Source organism: Streptacidiphilus sp. EB103A (genome assembly GCF_041261405.1).
Taxonomy (GTDB): Bacteria; Actinomycetota; Actinomycetes; order Streptomycetales; family Streptomycetaceae; genus Streptacidiphilus.
In genome coordinates this window covers 1-18,468 of the sequence record NZ_JBGCAQ010000014.1, presented here as the reverse complement: position 1 = coordinate 18,468, position 18,468 = coordinate 1, and the positions used below count along the sequence as shown (strand labels likewise).

Genomic DNA, 18,468 nt, shown 5'->3' with positions numbered 1-18,468 from the left:
GCCCGGCCTCGCCGCTGGGCGCGTCTAGGGATCGACCAGGGCGCCGAGTACGGCGGTGACGTCCCGGTGGGGGTGGCCCGCGGGCCACCAGCCGCCGTGCTTCCTGACGTACGGATACCACAGCCCTTCGGTGCCCAGGCGTAGTTGGGCGTCGCTGCCGATCACGGTGAGCCAGTTCCCTGCGATGCGCAGGCCCACCTGCCCGTCGAAGGCGTGGCGGACCTCCTCGCGGACGGCACGAAGGTAGGCCGGCTCCGGCTCCCAGCTGTCGTCCAGCACGGGCAGCGCCGCGCGCCCTCCGTACCGCCAGGCCCGCGCTGCCCGGGCCAGGGAGGACGGGGTGCGGTGCCCCGTCCATGCGAGCCGGGTGAGGATGTGCGCCGGCGGGTCGGCCGCCGCCAGGCGCACGAGGTCCTCGTCGGGGCCGGGCAGCGTGAAGTCGACCGGCGGCCGGTCGGGGTCGTGGGGTTGCAGGCTCTGCTCCAACAGATCGGCCGCGCGGGCGGCGGCGGTCTCGGCCAGGAACTGCAGGGCCGCTGGGTCCAGCCCGGGGGACGGCTCCTCGTTCCCGGCAAGGTCCGCCACCGGGCCTACCGCGGTGAGCAGCGGCGGTTCGGGCAGGGGAGGCAGCCCCTCGCGGGCAGCAGCGAAGACGGTGCGCGCCGCGACGCCACCGGGCCTCGGCGCGCTCGCCGGCGCGGCCGGGACAAGGGCGGTGTTGCGCCGGTGCAGGTCGGCGGTCACCTCCTGCGCGCCGCGCCCGCGCAGGAGCAGCAGGACGAAGGGGTCGGTATCCAGCAGCCGGGCCACCTGGTAGTACAGGGCGGCGGCGTGTTTGCACGGGTTGCCCCAGTCCGGGCAGGAGCACTGCGGGGTCAGGTCGGCAAGGGACGGCAGCAGCTGTACCCCGGCCTTGCTGGCGTCCTCGACCAGGTCGGCGGGCATGTCGTGGTCCAGCAGTGCGGCTAGGTGTCCGGCCTTGGCCGCGACGGCATCCAGCAGCCCGTCCCACTGGGCGGGGGACAGCGGGCGCACGGCCATGGAGGTTCGGTACGGGGCCGGTTCGCTGCCCTGGACCGCGGTGTCGGCCCGGCCGGGGGTGATGCTGATCGGGCCGACGTTGCCGCCGCGGGCGTAGGTGCGTCCGCGGGCCAGCCGACCGGTCGCAGCGGGCGAGGGCCCCTCCAGCGCGCGAATCCAGGCCTGGCCCCACCAGGACTGCGCGAAGGAGCGGCGCCCGCGGATGGTGGGCAGCGTCCCGAACACCAGTCGGCGCCCGTCCTGGCTGCCTCGGGTCTGCTTCATCCCCGCACCCGCCTCAGCTCGACGAACGCCGCCAGCTCCGCGTCCGACAGCTCGGTAAACGCCTCTTCCCCGGCCCCGCCAAGGACCGCGTCCGCCAACGCCCGCTTGGACGCGAGAAGCTCCGCGATGCGGTCCTCGACAGTCCCCTCGGCGATCAGGCGGTGCACCATCACTTTCTGGGTCTGCCCGATGCGGTAGGCGCGGTCGGACGCCTGGTCCTCCACGGCCGGATTCCACCACCGGTCGTAGTGGACCACATGCCCGGCGCGCGTCAGGTTCAGTCCGGTTCCACCTGCCTTAAGGGACAGCAGGAACACCGGGACCTGCCCGTCCTGGAATCGGTCCACCATCTCCTCGCGCTGTGCCACGGTCGTGCCGCCGTGCAGGAACTGCGCCCTGATGCCCCGTTGGGCCAGATGGGATTCGATAAGGCGTCCCATCGTGACGTACTGCGTGAAGACCAGTGCAGAGCGGTCCTCGGCGAGGATGGTGTCCAGCAGCTCGTCCAGCAGCTCCAGCTTTCCCGACCGGCCGCTGCCCTGCGCCAGGGCCAGGGCCTGGTCCTGCTTGAGGAACTGCCCCGGGTGGTTGCAGATGGCCTTGAGCGAGGACAGGAGCCCCAGCACCAGACCGCGTCGGGCGATGCCCTCGCTCTCACGGATCTTGTCCAGCGTCTCGCGGACCACCGCCTCGTACAGTGCTACCTGCTCCTTCGAAAGCCCAACGACGTGGTCCGTCTCCTGCTTGGGCGGAAGCTCGGGCGCGATGCCCGGGTCCGACTTCTTCCGGCGCAGCAGGAACGGCGCGATCAGCGCCGCCAGGCGCCCCGCTGCGTGAGGGTCCTTCCCGCTCTCCGCGCCGCGCGCGTACTGGTCCCGGAACGCCTTCAAGCTGCCCAGGAGCCCCGGCGTCGTCCAGTCCAGCAGCGCCCACAGCTCGGCGAGATTGTTCTCAACCGGCGTGCCCGTCAACGCGATCTTCGCCCGCGCCGGCAGCGTGCGAAGTGCCTTCGCCGTCGCGGAGGCGGCGTTCTTCACATGCTGCGCCTCGTCGCACGCCACCAGTCCCCAGGAGAGGGCGGCCAGGTCCGGGGCGTGCAGGCGCATGGTGGTGTAGGTGGTCAGCACGAACCCCTCGTCAGCGCCGACGAGACTGCGCTTGGAGCCGTGGTAGCGCAGCACCTTGGTGCCGGGCGCGAACTTCTCGATCTCGCGAGCCCAGTTGCCCAGCAGCGAAGTCGGGCACACCACCAGCGTCGGCCCGGTCGTCGCCGCATCCTGCTGCCGCAGCAGGTGCAGGCCGATCAGCTGGATCGTCTTGCCCAGCCCCATGTCGTCGGCCAGGCAGCCGCCCAGCCCCAGCGCGGTCATCTGGTGCATCCACGAAAGCCCACGCAGCTGGTAGTCGCGCAGCACTGCGTTCAGCGCAGCCGGCTGGACCAGCGGCTCCCGCCGGGCATGGGCCTCGGGATCCGCCAGCCGCTCCTTCAACTCCGCCAGCCAGCCGCCCGCGCAGACCTCCACCTGCTCCCCGCCGACCTCGGCCCGGCCCGCCAGCACCGCCCCCAGCGCCTCGACCGCGGTGAACTGCCGGGACCTGCGGTCTTGGGCCCGCGCGAGGACCTGCGGGTCGACGAGCACCCAACTGTCGCGCAGCCGCACCAGGGGCCGCTGCGCCTCGGCGATCCGGGTCACCTCGGCGGCCGTGAGCTGGCGGCCGCCAGCGGTCAGCTCCCAGCGGAAGTCCAGCAGGGTGTCCGCGGACAGCAGGGCGGGCATGTCGGAGGCGGCCTTCGCGGCCGGCTCGACCACGCCGCGCACCAGGAGCTGCTTGACCAGTGCCTTGGGCCAGTGGACAGCCACCCCGGCCGCCGCCAGGGCGGCAGCCCCCTGCCCGAGGAGGTCTCCCACCTCGCCGTCGGACAGTTCCATCGCGGCCGGGGCCGCCGTGGCCAGCAGCCGGGCCAGGGGCTCCCAAGCGCGCGCCGCCCGGCGGATCACCAGCAACGCCTCCGAGCGCGCCTGGGCGTCGAACAGGCCGGAGGTGGTGCCGCAGCGCGACCAGACCTCGTGCGCGTCGGCGACTTGCCCCTCGCCGAGGTGGTGCAGTTGGACCACCGCCCGGAACCGGTCCTCCTGCCAGTCGTCCTCGTCCTCAGCCTCGTGCAGGTCCGCCCCGTCCAGGAGCTGGCCGAAGGCGTCGGCGTCCGGCAGTTCGATCCGCAGCGAAACGCCGATGCCCGTATCCAGCCCGGCGGCGACCTTGGCCGCCCACTGCCGGTGCCGCGGCGTCAAGGCCTGCGGCTCTGGTGCTGTCCACGCCCGGTCCGCTGCCGCCGCCGGTCCCGCCGGAGCGCGCACCAGCATGTCGGCGACCGCATCCAGGAAGGACCGCAGCAGAGCCTCGGCCTGCGGCAGCTCCAACGTCCCCGCCGCCTCGAGCGGAACGGCCCGTGCCTCGGGCGGCATCGCGTCGGCCAGCGCCCGCAGGCGCTGCCGGTCCTCGTCGTCGTAGGGGCCGATCCTCCAGGCGTCGAACTCTCCCGCACTGACGCCGGGCAGTACCTTGCCGCGGGCGACGAGGTGCAGCGCGAGTACCGCGGCCGCTCCCCAGAACGCGGCGGCCGGATCCGCCCCGGGCGTCCGCCGCGCCTCGACGAGGACCGGCAGGGCCTGCGCCAGCGGGACCGCGTTCGCGCGCACCTCACGCCGCCTGGCCGAGGTGCCGTGCGGGCGCACCACGGTAAGCGTCTCGTTGGCCTGCGGGGGCGTCACCCCGTCCGGGAACCAGAACGCGATCCGTCCGGACCTGGGAGGATCGCCGGGCAGGAACACCGCCGCGCAGTCGGCCCACCTGCGCGCCTGGTCCGCCGACGGCGGGCCGAACCCTGCCGGCGCCTGGACGGCTGGAACCGGTACCACGACTTGCCGCCCTCCTTGAGTACCAGCACGCACAACTTCGCTACGCAGCGTAGCGGTTGCGTGATCGGCACGCGGCACAACCCCCGTCTACACCACCCCTTCGAGCCCTCTCTGCCGGGAACGGCGGCGACCCGGGTACTCTCCCTGACTGCCCGGGGGCCTTCGTCCACTGCGCGGTCCCGGCGGACCTGGTCACCCCCGCCGGGCTGAGGACGCCCATGGGCGGGGGAGAAGTCCCTTTCCCGAGGCCATAGCTTCGGTGGGCCTGCCGACTGGTCCAATGCTCGTCCTGGGTGGAGCTGAAGTACCGGGCTTGGGGTTCCGTCGCGGGCGGGCCACTGACGGAGTCAGCTTGCCGGTGGGCCGCCGCTCGTCGTGTCGGGGATTAGAGGAGACCGGTTGCGATTAGGACGTTCATGAAGTTCTCGTTGTGGGTGTACTGGTTCGGCTCCGGGACCAGGCGGCCCGCGTCGACGGCTTCCACGGCTTCGCGCAGCTGGCGCTGCCTGTGGGCTTCCACCGCCGTGTCGTAGGGCGCGGGGATCTTACGCGTGTCGGTGGCCCGGACGCCGATTGCGCCGTGCATCGTCGCTTCGCCGGTGGTGTCGGGTTTCCAGTCTAGTGAGAGTGCGGCCTGGACCAACGCGGTGCGGAGGAAGTCGATGCCGCCGGCCTGCTCGGCGGCCTGCGGGCTGATGAACGCGGAGAACGTGCCGCCGTAGCCGCCGCAGCCCTTCGGGCAGGACGCTTGCAGCAGCGGGATCAGGGCGGTGGAGAGCTCGGTGGTCACAGCCGGATACCGTACAGCGGGTCGTGCTCGGAGTCCTAGCCGTCGGCCTCGTAGAACTAGCAGATGAACGTGGGGGTCCATTGTGGCTGCCTGCGCATCCACGTCTCGTGGAGTTACGGTCGAGCTCACGCAGCGCGCCACGTTCCACTGCCTTCGTCGTCCATGGGTACGACGTCTCACCGGAGCACCCCGGCTGCTCGGGCCGACTCGCCCGATCCGATCCGGCCCGTTCGACTGCACGGTTTCGCCCTCCCCTCAGCCGCAGGCTGCCGCGCGGGGCCGTGAGCAGTGGGGATCGCGAAGCGGTGGACGGCTCCCGGATCCCGGTCGTGGGACTGGTTCCGCGGTCCGCCGTCGGTGTCCTACCGGGCTGGTAGCGCGTGGGTAGCTGTCGGGTAGTTACTGCAGGTCAGCGGGAGGTAGGTGGTGAGGTAGGCGTGATTCCCGCGGCATCGGGCGGGTGGGGGAGTGGCCGGGCCGCCAGGGCGGCAGGGGCTCCGGTGGCCTGGGGCAGGGCAGGGGCCTGGTCCGGGCGTGGGGTTGCTTCTCGGTGCCGGTTGGGAGCCCGAGTCCGGCCTGCTCCTCGGCGGTTGCGGTGCCCCTGGCCGGATGGGCCTGGCAGCGCAGGGGAGGCTGTCTCCGGCGGCTGGGGGAGCAGGTCTGGTGGTTGTCGTCGCGTCTCGCGGTTTCCGGTCCGCGTGCTCGCGGTGGGGACAGCGCCACCCGTGCGGCTTTCCGAACAGCCCGCCGTTGCGCCATCCCGCGCCGGAGACCGGTGGTGGGCGTTGTCGTTGCCGGAAACCGCCGCGCTCCGGAGGTTGGCCCATGTCGGTCGGCCGTAATGCGGGGGTGTCGTGAGCGTGTTCGCGGTGGCGGGGGATGTTGGCCGGCCCAGTGGTCCGGTTCTCGTGGTTGACTCTCCTGCACGTTTCCCCACCTGCTGGTTTCCAGCGTCGACGGTTTCCGGTTCACGGTTTTCGTGTCCCAGTTTCCGATTTCTGGTTCACGGTTTCCGCTGGCGGCCGAGGCTTCTCGTTCACCGAATCCCGTGAACTCCGACGCGGTTTCCGGTTTCTGGTTCGTTCGTGCTGGCAATGGGGCCATGGGCGCTGTCCACTGCCTTAGCCCCGCACCGCGGGGCTCCCGACCTCGTGCTGCTCCCATGGCCCGCTGCTGTGGTCAGCGCTGACGCTCTGGGCAAGCAGTTCAGCGAACCGCCCCGCCCCGTGCCGTAACCCGCTCCGCCACCGTGGCGTCACTAGGCTGGCAGGGCGGCCCATGTACGCGAGATTCGGGGAGACGATGACACCCAGCACCGACCGCATCCACCAGCTGCTGGACGCTGGGGTCCGCGACAGGGCATACCCTGGCGCAGTCTGGGCCCACGGCAACGCCGCCGGAACCCTGGCCAGCGGTGCCGTCGGCCTCCTGGACCCGCGCCGGCCCGAAGCGGTGATGGGGCCCGACACCATCTTCGACGTAGCCAGCCTCACCAAGATCCTCGCCGTGTGGTCGGCCATCGGCGCGCTATGGACTGACGACCTGCTGCCGCTGGACGAACCCCTCGGCGGTCTGTGGCCCGAGGTGGACGGGCACCCTCTGAGCCGGGTCACCGCCCGCAACCTGCTGACCCACACCGCCGGAGTGCCACTGCGGGCCCAGCTGAAGCACCTTTACGGCACCGACCCAGCCACTATCCGCACCGGCGTGCTCCACGAGGCCCTGCACCGGCCGCCCGGCCAGGCCGTCGAGTACACCGACCGCGCCGCCCTCATCCTCGGCTACCTCGCAGAACACCTCAGCGGCCAAGCCCTGGACCAGATCGCGCAGACCCGAGCATGGGGACCGCTCGGCATGACAGGCACCCGCTTTGGTCCCCTGCCCACCGACCTGGCGGCCCGAAGCGCCCCCACCGAGCTCGACCGGGGCACCGGCACTCACCTGAAGGGCACCGTCCACGACTTTTCGGCCCGGCTCCTTGGCGGGGTGTGCGGCATCTCGGGCGTCTTCTCCGTCCTGGACGACCTTGCCGTCTTCCTGCGCTACCTCCTGGATCCTGCTACGGTGCCCCACCGGCCCGGCTTCGGCCCCGAGTGGATTGAGGAGTCCCTGAGGGTGCACACCGGCTCGATAGAGCCCGTCCGCGGTTTGTTCTGGCACCCGGCCCCTGGCGCCGACCCTGCCGAACGAACCTGGGTGCACTACGGCTTCACCGGCACCGGCATGTTGCTCTCCCCCAAACTGGGGACCTGGGCGGTCCTGTTGACCAACAAGGTCTACTTCACCCGCGACCGCGAACCGCTCACCAGCATCCGCAACAGCTTCTGCGAACTCGCCTTCAGCTGACTGCGCTTGTGAGTATGGGTGCGGACCTGGACGAGCAGCGCATGCTCATCTGCGAAAGCCGCCTCCTCGTGTGGGGCTCATCGCTTGATTCTCTGCTACAGCCGGGAACGGCCTCAGGAGATCAGGCAGCGGGCGGCGATGCCGCGCAGCGCGCCGGAGGCTTTCGCGGCCTCCATGGCCTCGGTGGTGGGCTCGCCGTGCAGGGGACCACAGAGGATGATCGGGCGCATCCCCTCGACCGCCGACCAGAGGCGGTCGTCCAGAGGGATGCCGTCGCCCAGGTCGAATAACTCGTTCTGGACGGCGGACTGCGCGTCGTTGAGGCGCACGATCCGCTGCAGGCGGCGGGTGCCGGAGTCGAGGGAGACGACCCATCTCGGATCGCGTTCCAGGGCGTCCGTCCAGATCGGCCAGCCGAGTCCGGACAGGTCGTCCGACTCAGCAGCCGCAGTGCGTGGCTCCAGGCTCAGTTTCAGCAGCCAGCCCGCCGGCTCGATGTAGGCGCGGGAGAGGACAAGGCCGAAGGGTGGTTCCTGCCTGGTGCCAGCCGGACGGCTGCGGTCGGTGCCCATGTCGAACAGGATCCCAACAGCCCGGGCTTCGGCACACCAGCCTTCACACAAACTGATGAATCCGACACGTTCTGCTTGCGAGACCGGAGAATCGGTCCGCCGCGGTGCCTGGCACGGGCCGCCCGACCGGGCGGCGGTCCATGGAGAGGGCACCCTCGCGGGGTGGGCGGGCGCCACGAGGGCCTGGTGCTGCTCACCTTCGAGACTGACCTACCTGCCGGTCGTCATTGCAACGGGGGCGATGATCACCAACGGGCTTACTGCTACAGCAATTTCCTTCCCCCCGGGGCAGCTTCGGGAACAGTTCACACGTTCCGGTGCCGTTGCGTCGGACACCGGCGGATTCCGGGAACACTGAATCCAGGAGGTGGCGGGTCGCCCTGGAACAGTAGGTCACGGCCACCAGGCGGTACGAGAGGCAGGCGCCATGTCCAAGAGGGCCGTGTGGATCCTCGCCGGCGACGAGATGATCCGAGCAGACCGCGTTCACCAGGTTCAGTGGCTCCCCGACGAAGGGCTCCTCATCCTGCGTGCCACCGGCCAGTCCGCCCCCCTGCACGTCACCCCAGTGGCCGTCGGCAGCAATGCCCACCCGCCCACCGCCTTCGACCCGCAACGCGTCGCACGGCTGTTCCTGAACGCCGTCGAGGAAGCGGCGGCCATCGAGGCCCCGCACCAGATGCGCTTGGAACTCACCGAGCGGGGCATGGTCTGGGGCTGCTCTTGCGGATGCCACACCCAGAGCCCTCTCCATCCCCAAACGGGGGCCGCTGCCCCCACAGGGATGTAGGGTCCGCAGGCTCGGCCGCCGAGGGCGCCGGTGCCCTCAGCTCGCGAGCCATCACTCTGCGCGTCCGTCCGGAGGTGGCTTCGGACGACAACGGGTCGCTGCGGTGCTGGGTCGGGCGTCACGAGGCCTCGGCCCTAGAAGGCGGTGCACTCCAGATCGCAGACCTCCCGCTCGAAGTGGCCGCACTCCATCGGCTCGTCGTCGTCCGAGGGCCGCGGCGGGCACTGCGTGCAGAAGTCTCCGAGCTCGGGCACCGCCTTGGTCCCGCGAGCATACCCACCAACTCCGCCAGCTTCTGGGCCCTCTGCAGCGCGCCCAGCCCCTCCAGCTCCCACACCGTCCAGTCCCGGCGCACCCGCCTAGATCATGTGTGCGATCCGGGAGGCCGGGTCGACGAGCACCGCGACGTGCAACTGCAGGACGAGACCGACGCGGCGATGGCCGGCGCGATCGGCCGTGTGCTGCGGCGGTGGGGTTTCGTCACGAGCGTCCGGGCCGACGTGTCCGGCAGCCACCAATTGATCGTCACCCGAGAGGGATAGCGGCTGACCGGTTCAGGCGCTCATCTTCAGAAACTCACGTACTGCTCGAACCTCCCGATGCGGTGCCATCTGGTCGCGGAGGTCAGTTAGGGCGTCGGAGGGGCGGACGGAGTTGACGATGCTGTTCTGCTGGAGCGCTTCGGCGGCCGTGGCGCAGGCCGCATCGACGTCGCCGAGTTCGAGATGAGCGCGGGCAGTGCGGGTGAGGTAGAGGAGGCCGTCGCGTACGTGACCGGCGGCGCTGTACTCGGCCTGCTGGGCGGCGGCAAAGCTGTGCAGGGCACGGCGCGGATCGCCCAGGTCGAGAGCTGAGGAGCCCGCCAGCATCTCGATCTCGCCTTCGGTGATCGAGTAAGCCCAAGGCGGATCGTCGTCGTGGGTGCCCCGAGAGAAGGCGTCACGGGCGGCGTTGAACTCCCTGGCGCATCCCTTCAGGTCGCCGGTCTTGGACAGGGCCCGGCCGGCACGGGCGTGGAGGAGCGCGCGGACGCGGGGTGTGGTCATCCCGGCCACTCGGGACTGGGCGGTTCGTACGAGGTTCACGGCATCCTGCGGGTTGCCCTTGGAGTAGGTCTGAATCGCCATGAAATTCAGGGTGTTGGCGCCGACTTCAGCGTCACCGGCAGAGGCCGACGCCCGCAGGGACGTGATGTAGAAGCGCTGGGCCTGTGCGTGCTGGTCGGCGTCGAAGTGCAACCAGCCGCACATACGGGAGGCTTCGGCGAGTGCGGTGAACACTCGGCGGCTGATAGTGCTGTCGCAGGTCGTGTTGCTGGCGTACCCGCTCAGGAGCCGGTATTCCTCCACGGCCGACGGGAGCAGGTCGCTGCCGCTGAGGACGTCGTCCAGATGCCGCAGGTCGTCCAAGCGCCGTTCGAGCCGGGTCATAAGGTCTGGGTCGAGGCGGCGGCCGGGGGCCGCGAGTGGCAGTGGAGCGGCAGTGACCGCGTTGCTCCAGTGGGACGCGATGCTGGACAGTGCCGCACCGCTGGAGATCAGGAATCCCCGTCGATCCATGGACCCTCCCCGAGCGGCAGCAGCTACTGCTGCAACGGTACCCGCAGGGGACCAGGGGCTGTCGAGAACCGGGCGGTCACGAGGGAAGGCCAGGAGGAGGAATCCGGGCCAGCCGAGTTCGGTGACGGCGGCCGGAGGGATGCCGTGGAGGTGTGCCATCGCGTAGCGGGTGGGCTCGTCGGGGGCATGGACGCCGGTTTCCCAGCGGGAGACCTTTTCCCGCCGCTTGGCCATCCGGCCGTAGCCGAGCGCGTGGTGGGAGTTATCGAGCCGATCTAGGTACTCCTCGCCGCTGAGGTCGAGTTCGGCGCGCAGCGCGGCCAGGGGGTTGCGTATCGGCGTTGCGGCCATCGGGATCTCCTCCGCACCGGGGCCGGGGTGCGCTGCTGAGAGTAGCCAGTCGCTCACCCCGGCGGCACCGGTTCGAAATACACTGCCCTCCCAGAAGACCAAGGAGACCTGCTGATGGACGTCATCACGGCCGTAGGACTGTACCCCGCCGCCACCGAGAACGCCGTCGAGGTGATCGAGCGGAAGGGCTCCGGCCACCCCGACACCCTCGCCGACGGCATGGCAGAAGCGATCTCCCGTGCGTACAGCGCGTACTGCCTGGACCACGTCGGCGCCATCCTGCACCACAACACCGACAAGCTCGCGCTGCTGGGCGGCGCCGCCGACGTCGCGTTCGGACACGGCGAGATGACCGCGCCGATTCAGGTCCTGGTCAACGGGCGGATCACGACCGCGCTGGGCGAACAGAGCATTCCCGTCGAGGACATCGTCACTACGGCGGCGCGGCAGTTCCTGGGTGCCGCCCTGCCGTTGCTGGACACCGAGCGGTGGGTACAGGTGAAGCCCCGGCTGACCCAGGCGTCGAGTCCCGGGGGCGTCACCACCGGTGCGAGCGCCGACCGGGAGGCGTCCCGCCAGCGCTGGTTCGCCCCGCGGAGTCTGGACGACCTTGCCGAGCGGCACCGCCTCTTCTCCAACGACACCTCCGCCGGGGTCGGCTATGCCCCGCTGGGCATCGGGGAACAGCTCGCCACTGGCATCGAGACGCACCTGAGCAGCGAGAGCTTCCGTGCCGAGCACCCGTACTTCGGCACGGACATCAAGCTTATGGTCGTGCGCACCGGCACCCGCGTGCGGCTGACGGCGTGCGTGCCGCAGATCGCCCGGCACACCCCGGACCTGCACACCTACATCGCCCGCCGGGCCCGGGCCCGGGAGCTGATCATCGAGACGGCCGCTCGGATCGCTCCGACCGTGGACGTTGAGGTCTTCGTGAACACCCGCGACCAGGACCAGCGGCCCGAGCTCTACCTGACCGCCACCGGCTCATCCATCGAGTCCGGCGACGAGGGAGTGGTCGGCCGGGGCAACCGCTCCAACGGGCTGATCTCAATGCTTCGCCCCTGGTCGGCCGAAGGCGTCTCGGGTAAGAACCCGGTCTACCACGTTGGCAAGCTCTACAACCTGGCCGCTACAGAGGCTGCCCGCCGGCTACACGAGGAAACCGGGCTGGAGTGCGCGGTCGCACTCGTCTCACAGGCAGGCCGGGACCTGGCCGACCCGTGGCAGGCCGTCGTCCAGACCTCCGGCCCGACCCCGATCCTGGCCGCCGACGCCCGCCGGGTCATTACCGCCGTGATGGAGGATCTGGAGGGCCTGCGGGAGCGGCTGCTGGCTGGGAAGCTGGCCACCGCATGATCGCCCGTCGCGAGACTGCTGCCACGTTCCGGCCGTGCCTGAATCCCGCGACCCTGTCCGGTGTCGACCTGCCAGACTTCCTCGCCCTGGCGTCGGCCGCCGGGTTCGAGGCGGTCGAGCTGTCTATTCAGCAGGCCCAAGCCGTGGGCGCCGCCCGAGTACGCGACTTGCTGGCCGAGCACGGGTTGATAGTGGCCGCCGCTAGCGGCATCCTGCCCGCCGGGCCCCGTACTGCCCGCCCCGCTGCTGATCGACGCCGTGGCGTACGACGAGCACCTGTTGACCCTGCGCCAGCGGCTGAAGACGTTCGCCGAACTCGGCTGCCCCGTCGCCACGACCGTCCTCAACCCCCTCTCCCCGCTCGACCAGGTCGAAGCGCTGGCCCTCGCGCGCCAGCGGATCGCCCGACTCGCGGACACCGCCGCCGACTACGGCGTGCGCCTCGCGGTGGAGGCGGTCAGCGTCGTGGACGGACTGCCTCCCGAACTCGACGGTCCCCAACCGGTGGCCGCCACCCTGCCCGCCGTCGCCGAGTTGCTGCACGAGAGCGGCACGGAAAACGCCGCGGTGCTGGTGGACTCCTTCCACTGGGCGGTCGCCGGAGCCGACCCCGGTCACATCACGGGTCTCGGCACAGGCGGAGTCGGCCACCTGCAAGTCGCGGACATCCCCCACGTCGGCACCCCGCACGGCTGGACGGATGGTCTGCGGCTGTTCCCCGGCGACGGCGCCCTCAACTGGTCCGCCTTCGCCGACGCGCTCACCCAGGTCAGCTACACCGGGACCGCCTCGGTGGAGCTGTTCAACCCCGTTCTGAGGGCCCTGCCCGAGGACGAGATCGCCGCCCGTTCCTACCACGCGGCCACCGGCTGCTGGACCCCCGAGGAGACATCCCGATGAGCCCGCAGACCCGGCCGTGGAGGCTGGCCGTCTCCGGATGCGGCGCCGCCGCCTTCGGTCTCCACCTCCCTCTGCTCACTTCCCACCCCGCCTTCGAGGTGACGGCACTGGCCGACCGCGACCCGGTGCGGGCCCGCGCCGCCGCCGCTCGCTTCGCCGTACCCCGCGTCGCGGGGATCACGAGGGACCTGCTCGACGGTGTGGACATGCTGGTGATCCTCACCGGCGTCCACGAGGACCTGATCGAGGCAGCGTTGGACGCGAACGTGCACGTCTTCACCGAGAAGCCGGTCGGACTGGACGTCGTCGGCACCCGCAAACTGGCCGCCCGCGCGAAGGAGGCGGGGCTGCTGCTGGAGGTCGGGGCGATGCGCGCCCACGACCCGGCCCTGCACGCCGCCCTCGCGGCGGTCCCCGACCCGTCCGGCGGCTGGCTCATCAAGGCCGACGGCGTGGACGAGGCCGCCCGGCGGCTTCTGCTGCCGCCAGGTTTCAACCCGTACACCTTCGCGGACGACCCGCCCCAGACCGCACCCGAGCAGCTTGGTGACCCGAACCAGGTCGCTGCACTCCAGATCCTCCTGTGGCAGGGCTACCACCTGCTGACCGCGCTAGTTCTGGCGGTCCCCGGCGTGTCGCCAGCCGTGTGCACCCTGGACGCCGACGGCCAGTCTCTCCACGCCGTACTGCACGGTCCGGCCGCCGAGACCTTCACGCTGGTCATCAGCGCGACCCCGCCGGGCCGCTTCCTGGAACAGATCCACGTCAGCGGACCGTCCGAGGCAGCCACGGTCGACTTCGCCCGCCCCTACGAGTCGTCCTCCGCGACGCGCCTCACCACCACCACTGGCGAGCAGAACGGCTTCACCGACCCGTTCGCCGCCATGTGGCAGGCCGTCAGCGACCGGCTGTCCGGGCAGTACCCGGCCGATCTGCCCACCAGCGCCGCCCTCGCGGTACGGGTGGAAGACCTGGCGCTCGCCCTAGCCGCCATCTGCCGCCCCGGCCCGCACCCGCGGAAGGACTGAAATGCCCACCGACGCCCCTGTCCTCGTACTCGACGGGCCTCCCGGAGCCGGCAAGACCTCCTTGCTCGCGCGGATGGTGCCCGTCCTGGGTGACGAGTGCCTGTGGTTCACCGAGCCCAACGCACGGCTGAGCACCGGCCTTCGGGCCCCTGTGCACCCCTCCACCGCCGGACACAGCCTGTGGTTCCTACGGCACGAACTGGACAAGGCCCGCGCCGCCGCCCAGCTCGCCACCGACCCCGCTACCCGGCTGTTGATCTCCGACCGCAACCACCTCGGCGCCCTGGCCTACTGCTGGACGACCCGCGCGGACGACAGCCTCCCGTACCGCACGGCCCGGGACTTCTACGCCCGCCACATCGCCCCCGCCCTGCCCTCGCCGGTCCTGACGGCGATCCTCCTGGTCAGCCCCGGTGAGAGCCTGAATCGCCGGGGGAACGTGGCCGAGCGGCCCCGCTGGAAGCAGTGGTTCGATGAAGGGCTGCTAGAGCGGCTGCACACCTTCTACACCGACATCGCCCCGACCCTGTGCCCCACCCCACCGCTGATCATCAAGACCGACGGGGCCACGCCGGACACCGTCCTCGCCCAGGTCAGCGGCCTCCTGGCGGACGCTGGTCTCACCGACACCGCCGCGAAGCTCACTACTGCCCTCACTCCGGACGTACGGCCGGAACTGGACGCCCGATTCCGGGGCGTCTACGACGCACTGGGCGGACTGGAGTCCTTCGGCCACCCCTTCACCGAACCGCTCGACCACCGCGGCGGCACAGTCCAGCTCTGCCAGCTTGGAGCCCTGTACCGCGACCCGGCGGGCCACACCGGCCTCTGGGACCTGCTGGCCGAACCCGTACGCGGGGCCGTCTGATGACCGCCCACGCCCCCGTCGTCGTCGGCATCAACTTGGGCCACGACGGCGGCGCAGCTCTCATCACCGACACCACGATGGTCGCGATCAGCGAGGAACGTCTCAACCGCACCCGCTACAGCCCCGGTTGGCAGGCTGCACTCCTGTACTGCCTGCGTGCCGCCCAGGTGCGGCTTCAGGACGTCGACCTGATCACGGTCAGCGGCATCGGTCACCATCCGCCCGCCGCCGGCGAGACCGGCCTGACCCACCTCGGCGTCGACCCGGCCCGGATCGTCGCCGTCGACCACCACCTCAGCCACGCGTACACCGCTTACTGCCTCAGCCCGTACGACGAGGCGACCGTCCTGGTGGTCGACGGCGGCGGCAACAACCACGATACCGAGACGTACTACGCAGCCACCCGGGACGGCATCCAACGACTCGGCGGGAACCCACCCGAGCGGCCCCGCGCGGGCGGCATCGGCGCCACGTACGAGGCGTTCACGAACTGGCTGGGCTGGCACGAGCAGGAAGCCGGGAAGACGATGGCCCTCGCCTCCTACGGCGACCCCGGCGCCCACCGGACTCCCTTGTTCGACGCCGATGGCGCTACCGTCCGCGGGCGCCTCACCCGTACCCACGCCGCAGGCGTCGCCGAACTCGCGGAACGAACCGGTGCCGACTTCGGGCCGCCCGACAGTCGGGGCGGCGATCCACGTGGCACTGACGCCGCGGCGTACGTCCAAACTCAGACGGAACAGGCCCTGGGCGCCCTGGCCGAACAGACCATCGCCGCCACCGGTCTGAGAAACCTGTGCTTCGCCGGAGGCGTCGCCCTCAACTGCGTCGCCGCCGACAAACTCCGCCGCCAGGACTCGGTCAGCGGATACTTCGCACCGCCAGCGTCCTCCGACCGGGGCCAGGCACTCGGCTGTGCCCTCTACGCATGGCACCGGATGACCGGCGAAATTCCCCGCCGCCCGCTCGCTCACGACTACTTCGGCCGCACCTACTCGGACGGGGAGATCGAGCAGGCCCTCACCCGTGACCCGCGCTCCGGACTGGTCGAGCGCCGCCGGACGCCGTACCGATGGCGACGGGAGAGCGACATCGCCGCCGCGGCTGCGCAGATGATCGCGGACGGACGGATCATCGGTTGGTTCCAGGGCGGCAGCGAACTCGTTCCCGCGCGCTTGGCGGTCGCAGCATCCTTGCCGACCCTCGCACGACGTCCAGTTCTGCCGCGCTGAACCAACGCATCAAGCACCGCGAACCGTTCCGGCCCTTCGCGCCGGCCGTCCTCGCTGACCACGCACGCGACTGGTTCGAGCTCGACGTGCCCAGCCCCTTCATGCTGCTCGCGCCACCGGTCAGAGCGGGCCGGACGGACAAACTCGCGGGTGTCGTCCACGTCGACCGGACCGCCCGTGTCCAGACCGTCGATCCAAGCACGGCCCCCGCCTTCGCATCCCTAATCGAGTACTTCCACCAGATCACCGGAACCCCCGTCGTACTCAACACGAGTTTCAACGACCGGGAACCCATCGTGGAAACCCCCGCTCACGCCCTTGCCACGTTCCAGGCCTGCGACCTGGACGCCGTGTGCATCGGGGACTATCTGGTCGAGCGGGAGTGACGTGCCTGCCAGACTGAACCCATGAGCACTCTGCCCCTCCGCGAGGCGGCCCGAGCCGTCGTTCTCGATTCCCACCAGCGCGTCCTGCTGCTGGCCTACGACGAGAACGGCGGCTTCTGGGCCACCCCCGGCGGCAGCTTGGAACCCGGCGAGGACTACCCCACGGCCGTCCTGCGGGAACTCGGCGAAGAACTCGGAGCTACGGATGTCACCCTGGTCGCTCAGGTCGCTGAACGCCGTCAGGTCCATCCCGTGGGCGGCCGCCAGGTCCGCCAGGTCGAAAAATACTTCCTCGCCCGCGTCGAGGTGTCTGACCTTGACCCGGCCCGCGCGAACCAGACCGACAACATCCGAAGCAGCCGCTGGTGGACGCTCGAAGAACTCCGCGACACCGGCGAGACGATATATCCCCTCGGCCTTGCCGACCTGATCGCTGATCTCCTTAAGCACGGCACGCCGGAGAAGCCAACCGTCCTTGGTTGAACGCTCCGTGTGCGCGGCTTGGAGGTGGCGGGTTGGGGTGTGGCGGCGTGCTGGTACAGCGCGTTGTCCTAGCGCGCTGCCATGGCGCGATGATGCTGCGCGTACTCCTGCCCGGATCGCGGTGGTGGTCGTGGTTCGGGCGTCGGGTGTCGGGTCCGCGGTGCGGGGTTGGTTCTGGTCGCCGTGGTTGCTGTGCGGTTCTTGGTGGTGCTGAGTGTCGTCTTCGGTGCGGGGCGGTGTTGGGATCTTTCACGCCGCCGGAGAAGAGCGCGGAGCGCAGGTTCGTGTGTCCGGGCGGGCCGGGCGGCGCGGGTGGGCTTGCCGCGGGCCCGGCCGCCCGGGTCGCGCGGGTGCTGTTCGCTGTGCCGGTGTGGCAGGACAGCGCGCTGTCATAGCGCGTTGTAGTAGCGCGTTGTGGTTGCGCGTGGGTGGGGGTTTTCTGGCCGGTGGGGCCTGGTGGTGGTGGTCGGGTGCTGGTGGTGGCGTGGCTGGGGTGTGGTGTTGTTCGGTGTTCGGGTGCGGCGGCCAGGCCAGCGTGCTGGTGCAGCGTGCTGGTACAGCGCGTTGTCCTAGCGCGCTGCCATGCGGGCCGGGGTGGTGGTCGCGGTGGCGGGGGTGGTTCGTGTGGTCGGGCGTCCGGGGGTCGGGTGCTGGTGGTGGCGGGCGCTGCCGTGCCGCTGTTCGTTGCTCGGGTGGGGCGGGCCCGGTCGCCCGGGTCGCGCGGCCGTTCCTCGCCGGTGGCCGGCTGCTCCCGGCTGCTCCCGGGTGGTGGCTGGTGGGGCTGGTGGCGGGGTGTCGGGTCGGGTGTGGCGGGGCGTTGGTGTGGTCGTGGTGGGTGGTGTGTTCCGGGTCGCGGGTTTTGGGTTCGTGGTGGCCGCGTTCCATCGGCTCGTGGTCGGAGGGCCGGGGCGGGTGTTGAGTGCGGGGGTCTGGGGGTTCGGGTGCCGGGGCTGTGCGACAGCGTTGGCGGGGTTGGTTGAAGCAGTTGCTGTACAGGGTCCGGGAGGCGGTGCGTGCGTCTCCCGGGGTGCAGCCGTCGGTGCAGCGGGCGTAGGTCGCCGTGGCGGCATCGTGCCGCCGGGCCCGCCGGAACGCCGTCGTCGACACGCGGCCCGGGGGCCGTTGACGGGCCGGTATGCCGATGGTGGTTCTGATGGTCGGACCGGTGGATGGGCCGGTATGCCGATGGTGGTTCTGATGGTCGGACCGGTGGGCGGGCCGATGTGCCGATGGTGGTTCCGGTGGTCGGACCGGTACGCGTACCGGCGGCCGCGGCCGGGGCCGGGAGCGCGGAGGGGCTTGGTTTCCGGAATCTGGTCCTGGTCGTGTCGGTGCGCGGGGTCAGCCTGCTTGGTTGCGTTGCTCTTGTCGAGGTGGTGTCCTCTGGCTGGCCTGGCACGACAGTGCGCGGGAGCAGGCCTGGGCGGTGCCCGTCGCCGTTGCGTCCTGGGCCTGCGGTGCCTTGCGGGCTGGCTGCGGTGCTGTGCTGCTCCCGGGGCTGCGGGGCGAGTTGGAGCGGGGTGCGGGCCCTGCCGCGCTGGGCGAGGGCTGTGGTCGACGCCATGGCGGCCGCGCCTG

Annotated in this window: 15 protein-coding genes; 10 read left to right on the top strand and 5 right to left on the bottom strand. The window is 70.9% G+C overall.

Features of this window, described 5'->3' with window-relative positions:
• Positions 1-24: 24 nt before the first annotated feature.
• The 3 genes from ABH941_RS22950 to ABH941_RS22940 form a co-directional block, all read right to left on the bottom strand.
• Positions 25-1,305 carry an SWIM zinc finger family protein gene (locus tag ABH941_RS22950; RefSeq protein ID WP_370131306.1) on the bottom strand — a complete coding sequence of 427 codons (1,281 nt, stop codon included), beginning with the start codon at positions 1,303-1,305 and terminating at the stop codon, positions 25-27.
• Complete coding sequence (locus ABH941_RS22945; RefSeq protein WP_370131546.1) at positions 1,302-4,139, bottom strand: DEAD/DEAH box helicase; 2,838 nt, start codon at positions 4,137-4,139, stop codon at positions 1,302-1,304. Before ABH941_RS22945 ends, ABH941_RS22950 begins: the two co-directional genes overlap by 4 nt.
• A gap of 472 nt (positions 4,140-4,611) precedes the next feature.
• On the bottom strand, positions 4,612-5,016 hold the full coding sequence (locus tag ABH941_RS22940) for a hypothetical protein (RefSeq protein ID WP_370131305.1): 405 nt from the start codon (positions 5,014-5,016) through the stop codon (positions 4,612-4,614).
• Between the two features lie 1,302 nt (positions 5,017-6,318).
• Here ABH941_RS22940 and ABH941_RS22935 point away from each other — a divergent pair.
• On the top strand, positions 6,319-7,362 hold the full coding sequence (locus ABH941_RS22935; protein WP_370131304.1) for a serine hydrolase domain-containing protein: 1,044 nt from the start codon (positions 6,319-6,321) through the stop codon (positions 7,360-7,362).
• A gap of 113 nt (positions 7,363-7,475) precedes the next feature.
• Here the strand turns inward: ABH941_RS22935 and ABH941_RS22930 are convergent, their stop codons facing one another.
• Positions 7,476-7,934 carry a hypothetical protein gene (locus tag ABH941_RS22930; RefSeq protein WP_370131303.1) on the bottom strand — a complete coding sequence of 153 codons (459 nt, stop codon included), beginning with the start codon at positions 7,932-7,934 and terminating at the stop codon, positions 7,476-7,478.
• A 427-nt stretch (positions 7,935-8,361) separates the two neighbouring features.
• Between ABH941_RS22930 and ABH941_RS22925 the strand changes: the two genes are divergently transcribed.
• Positions 8,362-8,724 (top strand): hypothetical protein, encoded by a 363-nt coding sequence (locus tag ABH941_RS22925; RefSeq protein ID WP_370131302.1) that lies wholly within the window; start codon positions 8,362-8,364, stop codon positions 8,722-8,724.
• 368 nt (positions 8,725-9,092) lie between these two features.
• Entirely contained in the window at positions 9,093-9,266 is a 174-nt protein-coding gene (locus ABH941_RS22920) for a hypothetical protein (RefSeq protein WP_370131301.1), read from the top strand.
• 12 nt (positions 9,267-9,278) lie between these two features.
• Here ABH941_RS22920 and ABH941_RS22915 read toward each other — a convergent pair whose 3' ends face one another.
• A complete protein-coding gene (locus tag ABH941_RS22915) occupies positions 9,279-10,634 on the bottom strand; it encodes a transcriptional regulator (protein WP_370131300.1) in 1,356 nt (451 codons plus the stop codon).
• A gap of 114 nt (positions 10,635-10,748) precedes the next feature.
• On the opposite strand from ABH941_RS22915, the gene ABH941_RS22910 reads away from it, so the two are divergent.
• From ABH941_RS22910 to ABH941_RS22880, 7 genes are all read left to right on the top strand, one after another.
• Positions 10,749-11,993 carry a methionine adenosyltransferase gene (locus ABH941_RS22910; RefSeq protein WP_370131299.1) on the top strand — a complete coding sequence of 415 codons (1,245 nt, stop codon included), beginning with the start codon at positions 10,749-10,751 and terminating at the stop codon, positions 11,991-11,993.
• A gap of 258 nt (positions 11,994-12,251) precedes the next feature.
• Entirely contained in the window at positions 12,252-12,893 is a 642-nt protein-coding gene (locus ABH941_RS22905; RefSeq protein WP_370131298.1) for a sugar phosphate isomerase/epimerase family protein, read from the top strand.
• Positions 12,890-13,921: a Gfo/Idh/MocA family protein gene (locus ABH941_RS22900; RefSeq protein ID WP_370131297.1), complete on the top strand. Its 1,032-nt coding sequence runs from the start codon at positions 12,890-12,892 to the stop codon at positions 13,919-13,921. Before ABH941_RS22905 ends, ABH941_RS22900 begins: the two co-directional genes overlap by 4 nt.
• 1 nt (position 13,922) lies before the next feature.
• The gene (locus ABH941_RS22895; RefSeq protein WP_370131296.1) at positions 13,923-14,789 is read left to right on the top strand and encodes a hypothetical protein; all 867 of its coding nucleotides are present in this window, start codon (positions 13,923-13,925) and stop codon (positions 14,787-14,789) included.
• The gene (locus ABH941_RS22890; protein ID WP_370131295.1) at positions 14,789-16,021 is read left to right on the top strand and encodes a carbamoyltransferase N-terminal domain-containing protein; all 1,233 of its coding nucleotides are present in this window, start codon (positions 14,789-14,791) and stop codon (positions 16,019-16,021) included. Before ABH941_RS22895 ends, ABH941_RS22890 begins: the two co-directional genes overlap by 1 nt.
• Complete coding sequence (locus ABH941_RS22885) at positions 15,928-16,407, top strand: carbamoyltransferase C-terminal domain-containing protein (RefSeq protein WP_370131294.1); 480 nt, start codon at positions 15,928-15,930, stop codon at positions 16,405-16,407. The genes ABH941_RS22890 and ABH941_RS22885 overlap by 94 nt, the downstream gene beginning before the upstream one ends.
• Positions 16,408-16,428: 21 nt before the next feature.
• Positions 16,429-16,890, top strand: a complete 462-nt coding sequence (locus ABH941_RS22880) for an NUDIX hydrolase (protein ID WP_370131293.1) — start codon at positions 16,429-16,431, stop codon at positions 16,888-16,890.
• Positions 16,891-18,468: the final 1,578 nt, after the last annotated feature.

Excerpts from the sequence above, each read along its gene's own strand:
- ABH941_RS22900 (WP_370131297.1), top strand. The coding sequence starts at position 12,890 with ATGAGCCCGCAGACCCGGCCGTGGAGGCTGGCCGTCTCCGGATGCGGC.
- ABH941_RS22930 (WP_370131303.1), bottom strand. The coding sequence starts at position 7,934 with ATGGGCACCGACCGCAGCCGTCCGGCTGGCACCAGGCAGGAACCACCC.
- ABH941_RS22935 (WP_370131304.1), top strand. The coding sequence starts at position 6,319 with ATGACACCCAGCACCGACCGCATCCACCAGCTGCTGGACGCTGGGGTC.
- ABH941_RS22895 (WP_370131296.1), top strand. The coding sequence starts at position 13,923 with ATGCCCACCGACGCCCCTGTCCTCGTACTCGACGGGCCTCCCGGAGCC.
- ABH941_RS22915 (WP_370131300.1), bottom strand. The coding sequence starts at position 10,634 with ATGGCCGCAACGCCGATACGCAACCCCCTGGCCGCGCTGCGCGCCGAA.
- ABH941_RS22880 (WP_370131293.1), top strand. The coding sequence starts at position 16,429 with ATGAGCACTCTGCCCCTCCGCGAGGCGGCCCGAGCCGTCGTTCTCGAT.
- ABH941_RS22890 (WP_370131295.1), top strand. The coding sequence starts at position 14,789 with ATGACCGCCCACGCCCCCGTCGTCGTCGGCATCAACTTGGGCCACGAC.
- ABH941_RS22925 (WP_370131302.1), top strand. The coding sequence starts at position 8,362 with ATGTCCAAGAGGGCCGTGTGGATCCTCGCCGGCGACGAGATGATCCGA.
- ABH941_RS22950 (WP_370131306.1), bottom strand. The coding sequence starts at position 1,305 with ATGAAGCAGACCCGAGGCAGCCAGGACGGGCGCCGACTGGTGTTCGGG.
- ABH941_RS22910 (WP_370131299.1), top strand. The coding sequence starts at position 10,749 with ATGGACGTCATCACGGCCGTAGGACTGTACCCCGCCGCCACCGAGAAC.